Origin of the sequence: Corynebacterium sp. HMSC068H04, from assembly GCF_001811255.1 — a bacterium.
Lineage (GTDB): Bacteria > Actinomycetota > Actinomycetes > Mycobacteriales > Mycobacteriaceae > Corynebacterium > Corynebacterium hesseae.
In genome coordinates, this window is record NZ_KV804019.1 from 25,925 (window position 1) to 43,600 (window position 17,676).

The window sequence follows — 17,676 nt, forward strand, 5'->3', positions numbered from 1 at the left end:
TGGGGCGCTCTCCTTGGTGGAGCGTTCCGGTGCACTGGACGCTCCCTGCCAGTTACTGAGAATTACCTGCGAGGCAAGCACCTACGAGCCGAAAGGAGAAATTACTTGGACTCAAGCTGCAGTGTCTTCTGCGTGTACTCCCACATCTCGTTGTAGAGCTTCTTGTCCTTGGAGAGCTTGGTGCCGTAGGAAGGAATCATTTCCTGAATCTTATCGCCCCACTGGATCATGTGCTCACCGAAGCAGCGCTCCAGCAGCTCCACCATGATGGCCGGGGTGATGGACGCTCCCGGGGAAGCGCCGAGCAGGCCGGCGATGTTGCCCTCAGGGTTATTGATGAGGGTGGTACCGAACTCCAAGGAACCGAACTGCGGTGCACCCGCCGGCTTAATCACCTGAACGCGCTGGCCAGCGATGACGGTCTCCCAATCTGCCGGGTCTGCGCTCGGGACGTACTCCTTCAGGGTCTCGACGCGCTTGTCGAAGTCCTTGAGGACCTCAGTAACCAGGTACTTGGTCAGGCCGAACTCCTGTGCCGCAACGCCCAGGTAAGAGGTGATGTTATCCGGACGAATGGACTTAAACAGGTCCAGGTAGGAGCCCTTCTTGAGGAACTTCGGGGACCAGCCGCCGTACGGGCCAAACAGCAGGCCTTGCTCGCCATCAATGACGCGGGTATCCAGGTGCGGCACGGACATCGGCGGAGCGCCCACAGCAGCCTTGCCATAAACCTTGGCGTGGTGCTGCTTAATCAGATCCGGGTTCTTAGAACGCAGCCACAGACCGGAAACCGGGAAGCCTGCGAAACCAGAAACCTCGCGGACCCCAGCCTTGCGCAGCAGGTCGAGCGCGTAGCCGCCTGCACCCACGAAGACGAACTTGGCGTGGACGGCCTCGTAGTCACCGGTGTGCAGGTTCTTTGCCACCACGCGCCACTTGGAACCATCGCGCTTGATATCGACGACCTCGTGGCCGTAGCGGATCTCGGTACCCGCTGCCTTAGCCGCGGTGAAGAACTGCTTCGCCAGGGCACCAAAGTTGACGTCGGTACCAACTTCGGTCCAGGAAATAGCGACCTTCTGGGCGTTGAAGTCACGGCCTTCCGACATCAGAGGAAGCTTTTCCTGGAAGGTAGCGTCATCATCGCTGAACTGCATGTTCGGGAACATGTGGTTGTCCTTCAGCGCATCGAAGCGGCGCTTCAGGTAGTCAACCTGGATGGAACCCTGTGCAAAGGACACATGCGGGACTGGATTGATGAAGGCCTTCGGGTCCGTCAGAATGCCGTTGTTGAGCTGGTGGGACCAGAACTGGCGCGAAACCTGGAACTTCTCATTAATGTTCATGGCCTTGGAAACATCAATGCGGCCGTTCTTCTCCGGGGTGTAGTTCAACTCGCACAACGCGGAGTGGCCAGTACCAGCGTTATTCCACGGGGAGGAGGACTCAAGCGCAGGGCCGTCCAGGCGCTCGAAGACCATCTGGGTCCAGCTGGGCTCGAGCTCACGCAGCATGGCGCCGAGGGTGGCGCTCATAATACCTGCACCAATGAGTGCGACCTCAACCTCGTCTACTACTTGTGTTGTCTTCTTATCGGAGGACACTGTACTTATTACCTCTTTAAGTCGATGTATTCGATGTGGTCAAATGCCCCGCACATGTGGGTGCACAGGGCGCGGTGAGAAAGCGCTCGACGATGCTAGGGTCCAAGCTGGCATACAGACCACCCCTGCGGAAGGTCCGTCAAGCATTAATTCCACTTTACGCCCCTTATTGCGAAATAGGCATTCCTGAAAAAATAAATGCCCGAATTCGAATTTGTTACCCCATTTGTGGTGCAGGGTGTTTCCCGTCAGCGCTCCGCTCTGCCGGACGCATCTGGCCGCGCAACCTATCATGAATCCCATGACGCATAACGAACTCGAATGGTCAGAAGACATCCTCGGCCCCGACTTCCAGGCCGCTCCACTCGAACTCGGCACCGACCCTGACGGCGAAGACACTGTCTGCGCGACGCTCGTGCGCTACTGCCCCGGCGGCGACGCCCATGATGATCGCCCCGCCTTACTGTGGGTCCACGGGATGACAGACTATTTCTTCCATGACCACGTGGCACGGTACTTTTATGAGCTCGGCTATGCCTTCTACGCCCTCGATCTGCGCAAGTGCGGACGCTCTCGACGGGACGGTCAGACCTGGCACTACATCAGCGACTTGCAGTACTACGACGCTGATCTCAATGCAGCTCTCGATGCCATCCCCAACCAGCGTGTCATCATCATGGGCCACTCCACCGCCGGCACCATCACCGCGCTCTGGCTCGATCGCCTTCGCCGCCATGATCGCGAGCGTTTCGCCCGCATCGCTGGTGTCGTGTTCAACAGCCCCTGGCTAGCCATGATGGGAATACCGAATGGAACCTACGAGACGCTCAAACACGTTATCTATGCCGGCGCTGCCATCGCCCCACGACTCGAAATACCCGCCGGTGACCTCACAACCTATGGGGAGTCGGTCCATTCCGGGGAACAGGGCGACTGGGACTTCGATCTTCGCCTGAAGCCGCTGGGCGGACACCCCAAGTTCCTGGGTTGGGTTGCGGCGGTCTTCCGCGGCTTCGACGCAATCCACTCCGGCCGCATCAACATTGGGCTCCCGCTGCTCACTATGACCTCTGGACGCTCCGAGCTCAACCGGCCATACAGCGAGTCCTCCAATACCGCCGATACTGTCGTTGATGTACGGCAAAGCCAGCGCTGGGCCAAGGAACTCAGTGCTCGCTACACGCTTCACGTTGTCAACAATGGGCGCCACGATCTCTTTCTCTCGCGTCCCGAGCCGCTACTAGACGCTCTCTCCGCCACGGCGGAATGGTTGAGCACAGTAGCACCACTTGAGACGGATTAACCTCCCGCGCCTCGCGCTCCTAAAAGCCTGCACGGTTTGCGGCTAGTCAACCTTTAGAATGATCGGCATGACTTCCGCACAGCACTTTGACCTCGTCATCATCGGCACAGGTTCGGGAAATTCAATCCCCTCTCCCGAGTTTGACGGTAAATCCATCGCCATCATTGAGAAGGGAACCTTCGGCGGCACGTGCCTCAACGTAGGCTGCATCCCCACGAAGATGTACGTCTACGCCGCCGACGTTGCGCTCGCCGCGCGCGAGGCCACGCGCCTTGGGCTCAGCGCCCACGTGGATGCTGTGGATTGGGAGGGCATCGTCAAGCGCGTGTTCCACAACCGAATTGATCAGATTGCCCAGGGCGGCGAAGAGTACCGCCGTGGCGAGGAAACGCCCAATATTACAGTCTTTGATCAGCACGCACGGTTCATCGGACCGAAGACCCTGCAGGCGGGTGAGGACATCATCACCGGTGACAATATAGTCATCGCTACCGGTTCACGCCCCGTGCTACCCGAGCCGTATGCCAGCGCCACTGCCCCGGTTCACACCAATGAAGACATCATGCGTCTTGAGAAGCAGCCGCGCAGCCTCATAGTGGTAGGTGGCGGTTACATCGCCATGGAGTTTACTCACGTCTTCGACGGCCTGGGGACCGACGTCACCGTGGTCAACCGATCGGAGAAATTCCTCCGCTTCCTCGATGAGGACCTAAGCTCCCGCTTCAACGACCTCGCACGAAAGCGCTTCGACGTCCACATCGGCACCGCCACTGCGCTCGATGAAACCGAAGACGGCGTACGCCTTACCTTGGACAGCGGGGACGTCGTGGAGGCAGATGCCATCCTCGTTGCCACCGGCCGCCAGCCCAACGGTGACCAGATGGATCTTTCTGCCAGCGGCATTGAAATGCACGAGGACGGTCGAATCAAGGTCGACGAGTTTGGCCGCACAACCTGCAAGGGTGTGTGGGCGCTCGGGGATGTTTCATCTCCGTACATGCTCAAGCACGTGGCCAATGCGGAGCAACGAGCAGTGCAGCACAATCTGCTGCACCCGGACGATCTCCAGCCCATGCCCCACGAGCACGTGCCCTCTGCCATCTTTACGCACCCACAGATTGCGACGGTCGGCCTCACTGAGGAACAAGCCCGCGAGGAGGGCTATGACGTCACTGTAAAGGTGCAAAATTTTGGCGACGTTGCCTATGGCTGGGCCATGGAGGACTCGACGGGCATCTGCAAGCTGGTAGCGGACCGGACCACGGGCAAGCTCCTCGGCGCCCACATCATGGGCCCACAGGCCTCCACGCTTATCCAACAATTGATCACCGCGATGAGCTACGACCTCGACATGCGCGAGTTCGCCCGTTCACAGTATTGGATCCACCCGGCACTGCCAGAAGTAGTGGAGAACGCCGTTTTGGGACTAGAGTGGCTAGAGTGAAAGTTACATCGAATCATGTAACGTTTTTCACATTGGCGTTAAACTAATTTCGCCATTCCCACTGAAAGCCACTACAAGCACGTCTTAACACCAACAACATCTGCCAGCAACCTTTAAGAAAATCACCCATTTCGGGGGTGATTGCTGGCAGTGCATAAAAGAACGCTCCAACTGACGTGCATTTTGCCTGACCGTTGGCTAGATTAATTACGGACACCGGAACGAGCCGATACTCTCTACCGGCTCAGTGTGTTTTGGGGATACCAAATTAATCCCTATCCCTGTAAATCAAGACCTCACAACCAGAGGCCTTGCACGTACGACACTAAGGACTTTTGATATGCGTATCCGCAATGCAGCCCTCGCCGGCGCTACTGCTCTCGCTGTTACCTTCGGCGGCTCCACCGTCGCTTTCGCACAGGACGCTGCTCCGCAGGACGAGAACGCCTCCTCCACCTCCCAGGAGAACGGCTCCTCCGCTTCCGAGGAAGGCACCAAGGGCGAGGCTTCCCTGTCCTCCAAGATTGGTGACTGGTTCTACGTTGATGAGAACGACAACAAGGGCACTGAGGCTGACGGCCGCGCCATCTTCGGCTCCTCCAAGCACGAGCACTGCGACGCTGACGAGACCGACCAGGACTGCACCTCCCTCGGCGATCAGCCGACCTGGGCCAAGACCTTCTACGGCCTGGGCATCGCTAGCGCCGTCGCTTCCGTGGCTGGCCTGATCGGCGTTGTTTACAACTTCTTCGTCCACGGCCCGTCCTTCTAAGACGTCTCCCCCACACACTTTTCCGAAAGGCTTAAATTTCATGCGTAACTTCCGCACCGCCGCTGTTGCTGCTGCAACCGCTGTTTCCGTTGCTTTCGCTGGTACCTCCGTTGCTTTCGCTGCAGAGGCCGATACCGAGACCAACACCACCTCCTCCGAGCTGTCCTCCGCTGGCGACAAGGTCAAGGAGAACGACTCCGACGCTACCCTGTCCTCCAAGTGGGGCGACGCTACCGAGGGTGACAAGAAGGTCTCCGGCGAGGATCTCTTCGGCAAGGAGAAGGCTGAAGACAACCCGCTGTGGGCTGAGATCTGGCGCGATGGCACCTTCGCTGCTTTCGGCACCGCTATCGCTGGCGCTCTGATCGCTGCTTACAACTTCGCTGTGTACAACAACATCGTTCCGCAGCACGTGCTCGATCCGATCTTCCGCCGCTAATTAAGCTGCGGGTACGCTGACTAGCTCAGCGCGCTTTTTCTAGCGCCCATCCTCTTTTCTTGAGGATGGGCGCTTTTGCATGCCCGATTTTCTAATGATTCGGGACAATCTTGATGCTGGCTTGATCATTTCTTAGCGGTTTAATGTGGCTGTGAACGTAGCTAAGTAACTAGAGCTCTCTAAGAGGGAAATGGGAAAGTTAGTGGTGAAGATTCCGTGAATCCCTCCAATGTTTACGCTAGAATCGCTCAAGTGACTTGGGACACCCTAGTTACTCCAGTTCCTACGAGGTTTAAAAGGATTCACACTATGCGCATTCGCAAGGCCACCATTGCTGGTGCTACCGCTCTCGCTGTTGCATTCGGCGGCGCCACCGTTGCTTCCGCCGCAGAGGGCAGCAGCAACGATTCCGCCACCAACTCTTCCGCATCTGCTGGCGAGCAGCAGGGCAACCAGAAGGCAGGCGGCTCCTCCGAGCTGGGCAAGGCACTCGACGCCCAGAAGGAAGCAAACGGCCAGAACATCTTCGGCCAGAAGTCTTCTATCTCCGGTGAGCCGAAGTGGGCACAGGCCCTCGCCGGCATCGGCATCGTCGCCACCATCATCACCATTGCCGGTGGTCTGGTTGGCCCGGCACTGAACTACCTCAAGTTCGGTATGTAGTTCTCCCCTTCCCCTTCTAACCCACTTTCTGAAAGGCTTTACTCAAGATGCGTAAATTCCGCACCGCCGCCGTTGCTGCTGCAACCGCCGCTACCATCGCCTTCGCTGGCACCACCGTTGCTTCCGCCGCTGAGGCTGTTGAGGGCTCCGGCCTGACCGAGCAGCAGGTTCAGGAGGAGCTCCAGAAGGACGCTACCTCCTCCGAAATGTCCTCCGCGCTCTCCTCTGAGGGCGAGGGCTCCCTCTCCTCCAAGCTGGGTGGCGTGACCGACGGCAACATCACCGGCAACGGCGCCGACGCTTTCGGCTCCACCAAGAACGAGTCCCAGGTTCCGCAGTGGCTGGACCTCTGGCGTGGTGGCACCATCGCTATGGTCGCCGCTGCCGCTGTCTCCACCGCAGTCGCCGGCTACAACTACGCCGTGTTCTCCGGCATGATTCCGGACTACGTTGGCCAGGCTTTGAAGAACGTCTCCTTCTAGTTAGCGCTCTTTACTGGCACCACAAAGCCCTCCACCCCACCGTGTAGTGCACGGGAGGTGGAGGGCTTTGTTTCATCTTGGCTAGGTTTAAGCGCTCGGCGCTTAAACGCTGGCGCTTAAACGCTAGGCCTCGTCCGGCAAAGTGAGGATCTCGTTGCCGTCATCGGTAATGACGATGGTGTGCTCGAACTGGGCGGTGAACTTGCCATCGGTGTTCTGGACGGTCCAGCCGTTATCCCAGATCTCATAATCCAGGGAGCCCAGGTTGATCATCGGCTCGATGGTCAAGGTCATCCCGGGCTCGAGGATGTCGCGGTAGGTCATGGAATCATAGTGCAGCACGACCAGCCCGTTGTGGAAGGTGGGGCCCACGCCGTGACCGGTAAAGTCAGTGACCACGTTGTAGCCAAAGCGGTGAGCGTAGGACTCAATCACGCGTCCAATAACGTTAATCTCACGGCCGGGCTTCGCGGCCTTAATGCCACGCATCATCGCTTCTTTGGTGCGCTCAACCAGCAGCTTGTGTTCCTCGGTGACGTTGCCGGCAAGGAACGTAGCGTTCGTATCGCCATGGACACCGTTCTTAAAGGCAGTGACGTCGATATTGACAATGTCTCCATCTTCAATCACCGTCGTGTCCGGAATGCCGTGGCAGACAATCTCATTGAGGGAGACACAGCAGGACTTCGTGAACCCCAGGTAGCCCAAAGTCGACGGGTAAGCACCGTGGTCACACATGTACTCGTGCGCCACGCGGTCGATCTCATCCGTGGTCACGCCAGGCGCCACTGCTTTTCCGGCCTCCTGGAGAGCATTGGCGGCGATTCGGGAGGCCTCACGCATGGCCTCAATAACCTCTGGGGTCTGCACGAATGGCTCGCCCTGGGCTTCCTGGACCGAGTCCTTCCACACGTACTCCGGGCGCTCAATGTCCTTCGGTACCTTGCGGATTGGAGTATCTTTTTCTTGCTTCAGCATCGCGCGCTTAGTCATAACTACTCATGGTAGCCCTCTTCCCCAGCGCCCGACAAAGGACACCACAGGCGCGCTGACTACGACGCGCTACTGCTCTTGTGCGGGGGCCACCTCGCCGTGGCCTTCCGCGCGGAGGGCGTCGAGGCGCTGCAGGAAATTGTCCGTGATGTTGACCGAAATTGTCGAACCACCGCCCAGAACAACCAGAGTTGCGAAAGCGATATCGTCGTCGCGGTAGCCGGTGAACCAGGCATGCGAGCCACCATTGATCTCCGCCTCACCGGTCTTGCCGTAGACGGTGCCCTGTGCCTGCATCCCCGAGGCGGTACCGCTTGCCACCACCTGGCGCATCATGTCCCGCACCTGAGTCAAGGTCTCCTCGCTGGGCGCGGGGACCTTTTCGGACACCTTGGTCTCGCGTGACTCAATAAGCGTCGGCGTCGGGGTCTTGCCCGCCGCGACCGTCGAGGAGACAAGCGCCATGCCGAAGGGAGAGACAAGGTCGAGGCCCTGTCCATAACCAGATTCCGTGCGCTCGAGGGGTGTCTCGCCCTCGGGGACGGAGCCGGTGAGCGTCGATAAGCCCGGCACCTCATAGTCAATTCCCAGACCATATTGTTTGCCCACATCACGTAGCTCACCCTTCGGCAGATCCGTTGAGATCTGCGCAAAAGTGGTGTTGCAGGATTGTGCAAAGGCTTGACGCAGCGGCACCGAGCCAAGGGAGAACCCGTTGTAGTTGGTGACGGTGCGCCCATACAGCTCCATGGTGCCGGGGCACGGAACGATAGAGTCTGGAGACAGGCCTTGCTTGTCGACGCCCGCCGAGGCCGTAATGATCTTAAACACCGAACCCGGTGGGAACTGACCTTGGAGGGCGATATCGCCCTTCTTATCTGCCTCCGGGGTTTGGGCCACGGCTAGAATCTCGCCGGTCGAAGGGCGCATGGCCACGAGCATGGCCTCGTATTCAGCACGCTGATTGACGGCTTCTTGCGCGGCACGCTGGACGTCATAGTCCAGCGATACCTTGATGGACGGAGCTGCCTCGGGTTCGTGATGCTCGACGTCGGAAAGCGCGGCTCCGTGTTCGTTGACGACAGAAACGGACCATCCATTTGTTCCGTCGACCTCCTCGGAGACCATCGACCGCACCCGGGCGAGGATGTCCGGGGCCAAGCCAGTATCGCGCGTGATAAGCGCGGGTTCCTCGTTGAAGCGGATCCCTTTCTGGTTCTCCAGAACCGGGCGCAGCCGCGCTGCCTGAGCCTCATTGAGCATGGTGACTGAGTAGGAACCATCGACCTCCTCGAGATTCTTGGCTAGCTCACCAGAGTCAATCTCCGGGATGGAATCATCCTCTTGATGAGCTTGGCTCAGCGCGCCGGATACTTTCGCGGCGACGGGGCGTGGGTCGTCTACGGCGTCGGTATCGACAACGAGGCGGTATTGCAAGCCCGGAGACATGAGTTCCACTCCATCGGAGGAGACCACGCCGGCGCGTTTCGGCGCAATTGAGCGCAATTCGAGGTGTTGGTGCGCACCGAGATCGGGGTGGATAATGCTGGGCTGCCAGCGCACCGTCCAGTCTTTCTCCTTGCGCGTTAAGGCCATCGAGGTGTCATAGCGCAGGGAACGATTACGAGGCAGGGTCCACGTCACCGAATAGTGCGCGGTGGCTTGGGCCTCTTGTTGATCAACCCCGGTCAATTCGACGTCGAGCCCCTCGGCTTGCAGGCCCGCGAAGGTTGCGTCAAGCGTGTTCGTAGCTGTGCTGCCATCATCGACAAGCTGCACCAAGTCCTCGTTATTGCGGGTTTCCATGTCTTCCAGGAATTGCTCAGCGACTGGACGCGCAGACACCGGCTTGGGGGTGCATCCCACCAATGACGACGCCGCGATACCTGCCGCACCGAGCAGCGCCACGAACCTCTTCATGCTTGGGCAGCGTAGCAGCCTGGGGCGGCTAGACGGCCGCCCCACACCGCAGGTGGGTTACTTGGTAACGCGGACCTCAGCCTTGGCGCCCTCCACAGCTTCCAAACCTTGTTCTTCAGCTAAGCGCATTGCCTCTTCGATGAGCGTTTCCACGATCTTGGACTCGGGAACGGTCTTGATGACCTCACCCTTGACAAAGATCTGGCCCTTGCCGTTACCGGAGGCCACGCCGAGGTCGGCATCGCGGGCCTCGCCCGGACCGTTGACCACGCAGCCCATGACAGCCACGCGCAGCGGGAACTCCATGCCGTCGAGGCCTTCGGTGACCTCGTTGGCGAGCTTGTAGACGTCCACCTGTGCGCGACCACAGGACGGGCAGGAAACAATCTCGAGCTTGCGCGGGCGCAGGTTGAGGGACTGCAGGATCTGGTCACCGACCTTGATCTCCTCGACCGGATCCGCCGACAAGGACACGCGGATGGTGTCACCGATGCCCTCGGCGAGCAGGGCGCCGAAAGCCACGGAAGACTTGATGGTGCCCTGGAATGCCGGGCCGGCCTCGGTGACGCCGAGGTGCAGCGGGTAGTCGCACTGAGCGGCGAGCTGGCGGTAGGCCTCCACCATGACGACGGGGTCGTTGTGCTTGACGGAAATGGCGATATCGCCGTAGCCGTGCTCCTCGAAGAGGCCGGCCTCCCACAACGCAGACTCGACGAGAGCCTCCGGGGTGGCCTTGCCGTACTTCTCCATGATGCGCTTATCCAGGGAGCCCGCGTTGACGCCGATGCGAATCGGGATACCGGCATCGCCGGCGGCCTTCGCCACCTCTTTAACGCGGCCATCAAATTCCTTGATGTTGCCCGGGTTGACGCGCACCGCAGCGCAGCCGGCATCGATGGCGGCAAAGATGTACTTGGGTTGGAAGTGGATATCTGCAATCACCGGGATCGGGGACTTCTGCGCAATCGCCGGCAAAGCCTCCGCATCAACCGTCTTCGGGCAGGCAACGCGAACGATGTCACAGCCGCTCGCGGTCAGCTGTGCAATCTGCTGGAGGGTGGCGTTGACGTCGTGCGTCTTCGTCGTGGTCATCGACTGCACTGAAATCGGGTGATCAGAGCCCACGCCCACCTGGCCAACCATGAGCTGACGCGTCTTGCGGCGCGGCGCCAGGGTGGGAGGCGGGCCGTCGGGGATTCCAAGACCAATAGGGGTCGACATGTGTGCTCCTTGCTAATTGGGTTTTAACGCCCCTACTCTAGCACCGCGCACCGCAGGTGGATCACTAGCCAAACAGCCGAATTGGGTTAACCACGTCCGCAATCATGATGAGAGCACCCACCGCCATGAGGAGGAAAGCCAGCACATAGGTCACCGGCATGAGCTTGGTGTAATCCGCGGGCCCCTTCGGGCCCTTGCCCATGAGGCGGCGCAGGGCGTCGCGGATTTTCTCATAAATAATGACGGCGATATGGCCGCCATCGAACGGCGGGAGTGGGATGAGGTTAAACAGCGCGAGGAAGAAGTTGAGGGTGGCCAGCATCATGAAGAAGGATGACCACAGGCTCCGCTCGACCAACTCGCCGCCCACCCGGGAGGCTCCCACCACAGACATTGGTCCGTTAACATCGCGCTCCTGCCCAAAGATGGAGGCCACCACGCCCGGGATCTTGGCTGGGAATTGCGCGATTCCTTGGACCGTGGCGTTGAGCGCATAGCCCGAGTAGCGGGCGGTCGCCGGGAAGGCGTCGACGAAGGAGTAGGTCTCCCTGATATCGATAATCTGGTTGCTCATACCGATGGCACCGACCTTCACCAATTGCCCCTCGGCATTGAGCCGAGTCACTGTAGCAAGCGTGATGTCGAAGTCACGCGGCTCGCCATCGCGTTCGACTTTGAGGGTGACAGTGTCGCCGGGATAGTTCATGACGGTATCGCGAAGCTGCGCAAAGGAGTCCATGGTCTCGCCGTTCAGCGCGAGAACGATGTCCCCAGGTTCCACGCCCGCCTCACCAGCAGGGCCTACTCCCTGGCACGGTTCGAGTTCGCCATCGGCCTTCTGATTCGCCGCGCAGGACACCTCGCCAACGCGCGGGCGCACATCCGCGTCTGGGTTGGGCAAGCCCGTCGTCATGGCGATGAGCAGCAGGATAATAAATCCTAAAAGCAGGTTGACGGTGATGCCGCCGGCCAGCACGATGATGCGCTGCCACGCCGGCTTCGTGTACATGGCATAGGGCTTTTCCTCTTCCGTGAGGAACTCATCCTGCGCCGTCATGCCTGCGATATCGCAGAAACCACCCACCGGGAAGGCAGCGAGGCCATACTCGGTGTGGCCACGGGTAAAGGACGCAACGCGCGGACCGAAGCCGATGAAATAGCGGCGCACACGCATGCCGAAGGCACGAGCGCTAAACATGTGACCGGCCTCGTGCAGGGCAACGGTGATGCCGATCCCCAAGGCGAAGAGAACTATGCCGAGGACATTTGCCATAAATTATGGGGCTTTCTAACGAGCGAGCGAATCCACCATCGCGTTGGCGCGACGGCGGGCCTCGCCTTCCACGGCGAGGACATCATCGACGCTAGAGGGTACACCAGCGAACTGCGCGGCCTGATCCACGACGTGGCTGACAACGTCAACAATTTCCGGGAAGTGAATGCGCCCCGCCAAGAAGGCCGCGGCCGCCTCCTCGTTGGCAGCGTTGTACACGGCAGCGTGGGTACCTCCGGCGGCGGCAACCTCGCGCGCCAAGCGAACGGCCGGGAAGGACTCATCATCCAGCGGCTCAAAATGCCAGTCATGCGCGGTGGAAAAATCCAATGCCGGCTGGGCACCCGGCACGCGGCGCGGCCAATCCAATGCGAGGGAGATCGGCAGCTTCATCGACGGTGGCGAGCACTGCGCGATGGTGCAGCCGTCAGTGAACGTTGCCATCGAGTGGACGATGGACTGGGGGTGGACGGTGACCTCGATGCGCTCTGGGGAGACGTCGAAAAGCAGCGTGGCCTCAATGAGCTCCAAGCCCTTGTTGACCAGCGTGGCGGAATTCAGGGTGTTCATCTGCCCCATCGACCACGTTGGGTGCTGGGCAGCCTGCTGCGGGGTGACATCCCACATCTCCTCGCGGGTCCAGCCTCGGAAGGGACCACCGGAGGCGGTGAGCACAAGGTGATCAAGCTCCACATCACTGCCCGCGCGCAAGCATTGCGCCATGGCGGAATGCTCGGAATCCACCGGAATGATCTGACCCTCCCCCGCCAGGCGGGTCACGATGGAGCCACCGGCGACGAGGGATTCCTTATTCGCTAGCGCTAGAAGCTCGCCTTTTTCCAAAGTCGCAACCGTGGAGGCTAGGCCCATTGAACCGACGAGCGCGTTGAGGACCTTATCCGCATCGATGGCCCGGACCAGCTGCTCTGCGGAATCTGGGCCGGAGAGCACGGTGCCGCCGAGGGCCTCGGAGACGGTCCGTGCCGCATCGGGCTTGGCGACGGCCACGTGGTCAAACGAAAGGTTGAGGGCACGAGCCTGCTCGATAATGAGCTGCGGGTTGGAGCCGCCGGCGGCAATGCCTACGACTGTGAACTTATCCGGGTTATCCGCGATAACGTCCAGAGCCTGGGTGCCGATCGAGCCAGTAGAGCCGAGAATAAGAATGCGTTGGGTACTCACCCTCTCAACCCTAGTCGGAGTCCTGTGCGCTCCGATAGCGATAAGCGGGGGTGTTTAATCGCGGTTGCCGGCAGGATCATTTAAACTACTACACAGAATAACTGGCATTTTCGTGCGCTCGCCTCACGCAACTAGTTCTAACCAGGGCGGGCCGCATGTACACGCAAAGGAGAGCAAGTGTCTTCCCACAAGCCGGCATCGCAGGTTTTCGACGGCGTATCCACCGATGACGTCCCGTCCGCAGGTTTCGGTTGGTCCCGCATCAGCCGCTCGGGCGTACAGATCGCCGGCTGGACGTCCGTCGCGTTCCTGCTTGCTTATAACTTTGGTAACCACAAGGGCCACGTAGAGACGGTCTGGCTTATCGCCTTGGCAGTCCTCATCGCCCTCGGCTTGGTCATTTACGCTCTGCAGCCGAAGCTCTCCCAGGTACGCACCTTGACTGCCCGCAACAAGCCGGTGGGCCACGAGGAGCCGGACTGGGCATACGAGCAGAAGACCGTTGGCAACGTCTACGCTTCCCTGACCGATGACGAGCTGCGTGCCCTCAACATTGAGCCCTCCCGCGTCGCTCACCTCCGCGGCGTGTCCGACGGCCGCCACGCTGCCAAGCCGGTGGCTAACTAAAGCTTCTTCGCTGTAAACAAAAGCTCCCTTCCCGCAGTTCATGAATGAACTGCACATGGAAGGGAGCTTTTGTACTATCTGCTCAACCCCTAGCTCACGTAACGGTTTACCGTGGCGTAAATCTCCGGGGTTCGCTCCTGCGCCCTCTTTCCGGCGAAGCGCCAGACAGCGGCGTAGACAAGTGACGGAACCAGCAGAGAAACTATCACAGCGGCATACAGCAGCCAGCCGCCGCGCTCATAGCTGAGGGCAGAAACTACGATGCCGGGAAGCGCGGGCACCCACACCAGCATCATGCCGACGAACGCCGTGAAGAAAGCGCCAGCGGAATAGCCGGATTTGTCATTCCACCGGTTCTGTCCCGGGGCTGACAAGGGATAAGGGTTGAGCACGGTCAGTCCCAAGCCCACCGCCGCCGTGGAAATGAACACGCCTAGAGCCACAGCTGTGCACAACATGCCCAAGGTGAAGTTGTCGCTAAAGACAAGAACCACTACGGCAAGCAGCACAAACCCGATCAAGGGAATAGTGACGTGTGCGAGGTGGCGCGCATGAAGGATGGTACGCGGAGCAACCGGCGCCACCATGTGGACCCAATTCGACGGCCCATCGAAGCCATAATCATTAGCCAAGAGCGAAGAGAGCACGATCGCGCTGAAGCACAGCATGAAATATGCGGTGAAATCATCGCCCTTCCACAACTGATATAGGGTCAGCACGCCAAACAAAGGCATCGTGTAGAGCATGCCGGTTTGCCGCTTATCGCGGGTGAGATAACACAGTGCGCGAGAGTATTCCATCGCCGCCGGGCTGGAATAAGACCAAGCGCCCAACTCCAACTTGGACACACCCTTGCCCGTCACTTCGCTGGCTGCGTCACCGCCTGTTCCGGGGTTGCGCATGAGGCCGCCTATCTGACGGGACCATGCCCATACCAGCAGGACAAGGCTGCCCACCGCGATCAGTAGTTGGGATAGGGCGGTGATGAGGTGGCCGTCGGCAAGCGCGAGCGCCCACCCCACCCCGGCACCCAACGGGGTCCAGGCCATGATGGTGCCCACCGAATCGAGCGGAGGCAAGGACTCGAGGACGCTCTGTGCCTGCAGCATGCCAAAGACCAGCAGGCCCATAACCACCATCGCCGCAATTTGGGTGCGCGACTTTTGGGAATCCGCGATAGCGGAAGCCACTTGGCCAAGACATTCGCCAACGATGATGGTCGTCGCGCACGACAGCACCATGCCCACGACGAAGGGCACCGCAGCCCACCCGGTTCCTGTCAGGATGAGGAAAATGCTGCCGATGATCGCATACACCAGGGAAAAGACGACTGACATGATGGCGCGGGTGGTCAACAGGCCGGAGAAGAACAAGCCCGGAAGGACCTCGCGGGGAGTCAGAGGAAGGGCTCCCAGGGTTGTTGGGCTCAATTGGTTCTCCCCCGCCGGCATAAAGAGAGCGAGGAGTATGTAGATGAGCATGCCGCCCGCCACGCCAACGGTCAATGCTTGGTAGCCGTGTCCGGGCGTGGTGATATCTGCATACACCATGGCTGCGATGGAAAAGAGGCCGATTGCTCCGTAGATCAGCATCATGAGCCCCATCATGAGCGTCGCCGGGTTGGAGGAAACGCTTCGCCACCACAGAGTGCGATGGAGGCTGAACAGAGTGGATGTCATTCAGCGTCACCTGCCGCTGGCGAGCGCAGCCACCCAAACTTCGAGGCATCCAGGTCCCGCCCGCCGACGGCCGCGATAAAGAGATCGCTCAGGCTTTGGCCCTGGCGGACATCGTCGACGTGACCCGCGGTGATGACTTGGCCGCCGTTGATGATGGCGACGTGGTCGCACAGCCCCTCGACGAGCTCCATGACGTGCGAGGACAAAATAACCGTGCCGCCGCGGGAGGCATAGGCGCGCAGCATCTGCTGGATGAGGCGCCCGGAGACCGGATCCACGGCTTCCAGAGGCTCGTCAAGGATAAGCACCTCCGGGTTGTGCAGGACGGCCCCGGCCAGGAGAATCTTTTTGGTCATGCCAGCGGAATAGTCCGCGATGCGTTTATCGGCGGCCTCGGAGAGGGAGAGGGCGTCGAGAAGCTCCTGCGCACGGCGCAGCGACTCGGAGCGCTCCAACTTGTGAAGGGCGCCGAGGTAGTGAAGGTATTCAGCGCCAGTGAGACGGTCAAAGACCGGCGCCCCATCCATGAGCAGCCCCATGGCCTGTTTGGCGGGGATGGGCTCTTCCCACACGTTGTGGCCGGCGATGAAGCTGTGGCCGGCATCAGGGCGCTGGAGGCCACACGCCATGGTCAGCATCGTGGTCTTGCCCGCGCCATTCGGCCCCACTATCCCGTAGATGGATCCGCGCGGTACATCCAGGTTGAGGCTGTTGACGGCAATCTGAGAACCAAAAGACTTGCGCAGATCGCGCACCGCTAAAGCTTGGGTGCGTGGATCTGCCGCTAAGTCCTCGCGATAAGGATGAGTCATAAGCATTAACGGTATCAAGAACCATTAATGCTTTCTCCTCCGGCGAAACTATTGTTAGGAAACTGTAAGCAGAGCTCTTAAGCGCTCTCGCGCTCGTCGGCAGCGAGCTGGCCACAGGCGGCAGCGATTTCATCGCCCTTGGTATCGCGCACGGTGCACGGCACGCCCTGCGCGATGACGCGGCGAACGAACTCGTCCTGGCGCGCCTTCGGGGCAGCATCCCACTCCGAGCCCGGCGTGGGGTTCAGCGGGATCACATTGACGTGAACCTTGGAGCCCAGAGCCGCATGCAGCTTCCGGCCCAACATGTCAGCGCGGAAATCCTGATCATTCTTATCGCGGATCAGCGCGTACTCGATGGAGACGCGGCGGCCAGACTTGTCGGCGTAGTACTTAGCGGCATCGAGGACCTCCTCAACCGGCCAGCGGTTGTTGACTGGCACGAGGGTATCGCGCAGCTCATCGTCCGGGGTGTGCAAGGAGACGGCGAGGGTGCAGGACAAGTCCTCATCCGCGAGCTTGCGGATGGCCGGTGCCAAGCCGACCGTCGACACCGTGACATTGCGCTGGGAAAGGCCGAAACCGGTGAGGTCAGCGCCGGTAATCTGGCGCACCGCGTGAACCACGCGCTTGTAGTTAGCCAGCGGCTCACCCATGCCCATGAAAACAACGTTGCTTAGGCGCCCGCCTTCCTCTTCCATGAGGCGAGCAGCGTGCCTAAACTGCTCCACGATTTCCGCGGTGGACAGGTTGCGGTCCAACCCGCCCTGGCCGGTGGCGCAGAACGGGCAGGCCATGCCGCAGCCAGCCTGGGAGGAGATACACAGTGTTGCGCGCCCTGGGTAGCGCATGAGCACGGATTCCAGCAAAGTGCCGTCGTGCAAACGCCACAGGGACTTGGTGGTTTCCCCATCATCGGTAGAGGTCTGACGAATGGGCTCCATGAGCGTGGGGAACAAACGCTCCTGCACCGCCTCGCGGGAGGCGGCCGGGATATCCGTCATCTCAGAGACATCGGCGGTGTGGTGGACGTAGTAGTGCTTGGCCAGCTGCTTTGCCCGGAACTTGGGCAGGCCAAGTTCCGCGAGCGCCTCAATGCGCTCGGCCTCGGTCAGGTCCGCGAAGTGCTTCGGGGGTAGCCCGCGCCGCGGAGCGGAGAAATTCAGTTTCAGTGGTTCAGCCATGGTAGAGCCCATTTTCCACGTTTTCGGCCACATTATCCAATCTAAGTTCTGCTGGAGTGGCGAAAGTGACATCTCAAC

Annotated in this window: 16 protein-coding genes; 7 read left to right on the forward strand and 9 right to left on the reverse strand. The window is 60.1% G+C overall.

What is annotated here, in order from left to right; translation table 11 throughout:
• Positions 1 to 101 precede the first annotated feature (101 nt).
• Complete coding sequence (gene mqo / locus HMPREF2792_RS09420) at positions 102 to 1,604, reverse strand: malate dehydrogenase (quinone) (protein ID WP_070533141.1); 1,503 nt, start codon at positions 1,602 to 1,604, stop codon at positions 102 to 104.
• A gap of 301 nt (positions 1,605 to 1,905) precedes the next feature.
• Here mqo and HMPREF2792_RS09425 point away from each other — a divergent pair, with 301 nt between their 5' ends.
• From HMPREF2792_RS09425 to HMPREF2792_RS13340, 6 genes are all read left to right on the forward strand, one after another.
• A complete protein-coding gene (locus HMPREF2792_RS09425) occupies positions 1,906 to 2,907 on the forward strand; it encodes an alpha/beta hydrolase (protein WP_198530320.1) in 1,002 nt (333 codons plus the stop codon).
• Positions 2,908 to 2,965: 58 nt separating this feature from the next.
• Entirely contained in the window at positions 2,966 to 4,351 is a 1,386-nt protein-coding gene (gene mtr, locus HMPREF2792_RS09430) for a mycothione reductase (protein WP_070533145.1), read from the forward strand.
• 340 nt (positions 4,352 to 4,691) lie between these two features.
• On the forward strand, positions 4,692 to 5,123 hold the full coding sequence (locus HMPREF2792_RS09435) for a hypothetical protein (RefSeq protein ID WP_070533147.1): 432 nt from the start codon (positions 4,692 to 4,694) through the stop codon (positions 5,121 to 5,123).
• A 40-nt stretch (positions 5,124 to 5,163) separates the two neighbouring features.
• On the forward strand, positions 5,164 to 5,562 hold the full coding sequence (locus tag HMPREF2792_RS09440) for a hypothetical protein (protein ID WP_070533149.1): 399 nt from the start codon (positions 5,164 to 5,166) through the stop codon (positions 5,560 to 5,562).
• A gap of 309 nt (positions 5,563 to 5,871) precedes the next feature.
• Positions 5,872 to 6,225 carry a hypothetical protein gene (locus HMPREF2792_RS09445; RefSeq protein ID WP_070533151.1) on the forward strand — a complete coding sequence of 118 codons (354 nt, stop codon included), beginning with the start codon at positions 5,872 to 5,874 and terminating at the stop codon, positions 6,223 to 6,225.
• Between the two features lie 47 nt (positions 6,226 to 6,272).
• Entirely contained in the window at positions 6,273 to 6,707 is a 435-nt protein-coding gene (locus HMPREF2792_RS13340; protein ID WP_230310860.1) for a hypothetical protein, read from the forward strand.
• A 123-nt stretch (positions 6,708 to 6,830) separates the two neighbouring features.
• Here the strand turns inward: HMPREF2792_RS13340 and map are convergent, their stop codons facing one another.
• The 5 genes from map to dxr all read right to left on the reverse strand — a co-directional run bounded on the left by map (position 6,831) and on the right by dxr (position 13,296).
• Complete coding sequence (gene map / locus HMPREF2792_RS09455; protein WP_070533153.1) at positions 6,831 to 7,700, reverse strand: type I methionyl aminopeptidase; 870 nt, start codon at positions 7,698 to 7,700, stop codon at positions 6,831 to 6,833.
• Positions 7,701 to 7,769: 69 nt separating this feature from the next.
• Positions 7,770 to 9,620, reverse strand: coding sequence for a penicillin-binding transpeptidase domain-containing protein (locus HMPREF2792_RS09460; RefSeq protein WP_070533155.1), 1,851 nt, complete (start codon positions 9,618 to 9,620; stop codon positions 7,770 to 7,772).
• Between the two features lie 57 nt (positions 9,621 to 9,677).
• Positions 9,678 to 10,841 carry a flavodoxin-dependent (E)-4-hydroxy-3-methylbut-2-enyl-diphosphate synthase gene (ispG, locus tag HMPREF2792_RS09465; RefSeq protein ID WP_070445607.1) on the reverse strand — a complete coding sequence of 388 codons (1,164 nt, stop codon included), beginning with the start codon at positions 10,839 to 10,841 and terminating at the stop codon, positions 9,678 to 9,680.
• A gap of 64 nt (positions 10,842 to 10,905) precedes the next feature.
• Positions 10,906 to 12,114: a M50 family metallopeptidase gene (locus HMPREF2792_RS09470; RefSeq protein ID WP_070533156.1), complete on the reverse strand. Its 1,209-nt coding sequence runs from the start codon at positions 12,112 to 12,114 to the stop codon at positions 10,906 to 10,908.
• A 15-nt stretch (positions 12,115 to 12,129) separates the two neighbouring features.
• A complete protein-coding gene (gene dxr / locus HMPREF2792_RS09475; RefSeq protein ID WP_070533157.1) occupies positions 12,130 to 13,296 on the reverse strand; it encodes a 1-deoxy-D-xylulose-5-phosphate reductoisomerase in 1,167 nt (388 codons plus the stop codon).
• A gap of 177 nt (positions 13,297 to 13,473) precedes the next feature.
• Between dxr and HMPREF2792_RS09480 the strand changes: the two genes are divergently transcribed.
• On the forward strand, positions 13,474 to 13,923 hold the full coding sequence (locus HMPREF2792_RS09480) for a DUF2631 domain-containing protein (protein ID WP_070533158.1): 450 nt from the start codon (positions 13,474 to 13,476) through the stop codon (positions 13,921 to 13,923).
• Positions 13,924 to 14,012: 89 nt separating this feature from the next.
• Here the strand turns inward: HMPREF2792_RS09480 and HMPREF2792_RS09485 are convergent, their stop codons facing one another.
• From HMPREF2792_RS09485 to rlmN, 3 genes are all read right to left on the reverse strand, one after another.
• Positions 14,013 to 15,602, reverse strand: coding sequence for an ABC transporter permease (locus HMPREF2792_RS09485; protein ID WP_232748529.1), 1,590 nt, complete (start codon positions 15,600 to 15,602; stop codon positions 14,013 to 14,015).
• Positions 15,599 to 16,420 carry an ABC transporter ATP-binding protein gene (locus HMPREF2792_RS09490; protein ID WP_070533159.1) on the reverse strand — a complete coding sequence of 274 codons (822 nt, stop codon included), beginning with the start codon at positions 16,418 to 16,420 and terminating at the stop codon, positions 15,599 to 15,601. The genes HMPREF2792_RS09485 and HMPREF2792_RS09490 overlap by 4 nt, the downstream gene beginning before the upstream one ends.
• Before the next feature lie 71 nt (positions 16,421 to 16,491).
• Complete coding sequence (rlmN, locus tag HMPREF2792_RS09495) at positions 16,492 to 17,598, reverse strand: dual-specificity RNA methyltransferase RlmN (protein ID WP_070533381.1); 1,107 nt, start codon at positions 17,596 to 17,598, stop codon at positions 16,492 to 16,494.
• Between the last annotated feature and the right edge of the window lie 78 nt (positions 17,599 to 17,676).

Excerpts from the sequence above, each read along its gene's own strand:
- mtr (WP_070533145.1), top strand. The coding sequence starts at position 2,966 with ATGATCGGCATGACTTCCGCACAGCACTTTGACCTCGTCATCATCGGC.
- HMPREF2792_RS09460 (WP_070533155.1), bottom strand. The coding sequence starts at position 9,620 with ATGAAGAGGTTCGTGGCGCTGCTCGGTGCGGCAGGTATCGCGGCGTCG.
- HMPREF2792_RS09440 (WP_070533149.1), top strand. The coding sequence starts at position 5,164 with ATGCGTAACTTCCGCACCGCCGCTGTTGCTGCTGCAACCGCTGTTTCC.
- HMPREF2792_RS09425 (WP_198530320.1), top strand. The coding sequence starts at position 1,906 with ATGACGCATAACGAACTCGAATGGTCAGAAGACATCCTCGGCCCCGAC.
- map (WP_070533153.1), bottom strand. The coding sequence starts at position 7,700 with ATGACTAAGCGCGCGATGCTGAAGCAAGAAAAAGATACTCCAATCCGC.
- rlmN (WP_070533381.1), bottom strand. The coding sequence starts at position 17,598 with ATGGCTGAACCACTGAAACTGAATTTCTCCGCTCCGCGGCGCGGGCTA.
- HMPREF2792_RS09485 (WP_232748529.1), bottom strand. The coding sequence starts at position 15,602 with ATGACATCCACTCTGTTCAGCCTCCATCGCACTCTGTGGTGGCGAAGC.
- HMPREF2792_RS09445 (WP_070533151.1), top strand. The coding sequence starts at position 5,872 with ATGCGCATTCGCAAGGCCACCATTGCTGGTGCTACCGCTCTCGCTGTT.
- HMPREF2792_RS09470 (WP_070533156.1), bottom strand. The coding sequence starts at position 12,114 with ATGGCAAATGTCCTCGGCATAGTTCTCTTCGCCTTGGGGATCGGCATC.
- HMPREF2792_RS09490 (WP_070533159.1), bottom strand. The coding sequence starts at position 16,420 with ATGCTTATGACTCATCCTTATCGCGAGGACTTAGCGGCAGATCCACGC.
- ispG (WP_070445607.1), bottom strand. The coding sequence starts at position 10,841 with ATGTCGACCCCTATTGGTCTTGGAATCCCCGACGGCCCGCCTCCCACC.
- HMPREF2792_RS09435 (WP_070533147.1), top strand. The coding sequence starts at position 4,692 with ATGCGTATCCGCAATGCAGCCCTCGCCGGCGCTACTGCTCTCGCTGTT.
- HMPREF2792_RS13340 (WP_230310860.1), top strand. The coding sequence starts at position 6,273 with ATGCGTAAATTCCGCACCGCCGCCGTTGCTGCTGCAACCGCCGCTACC.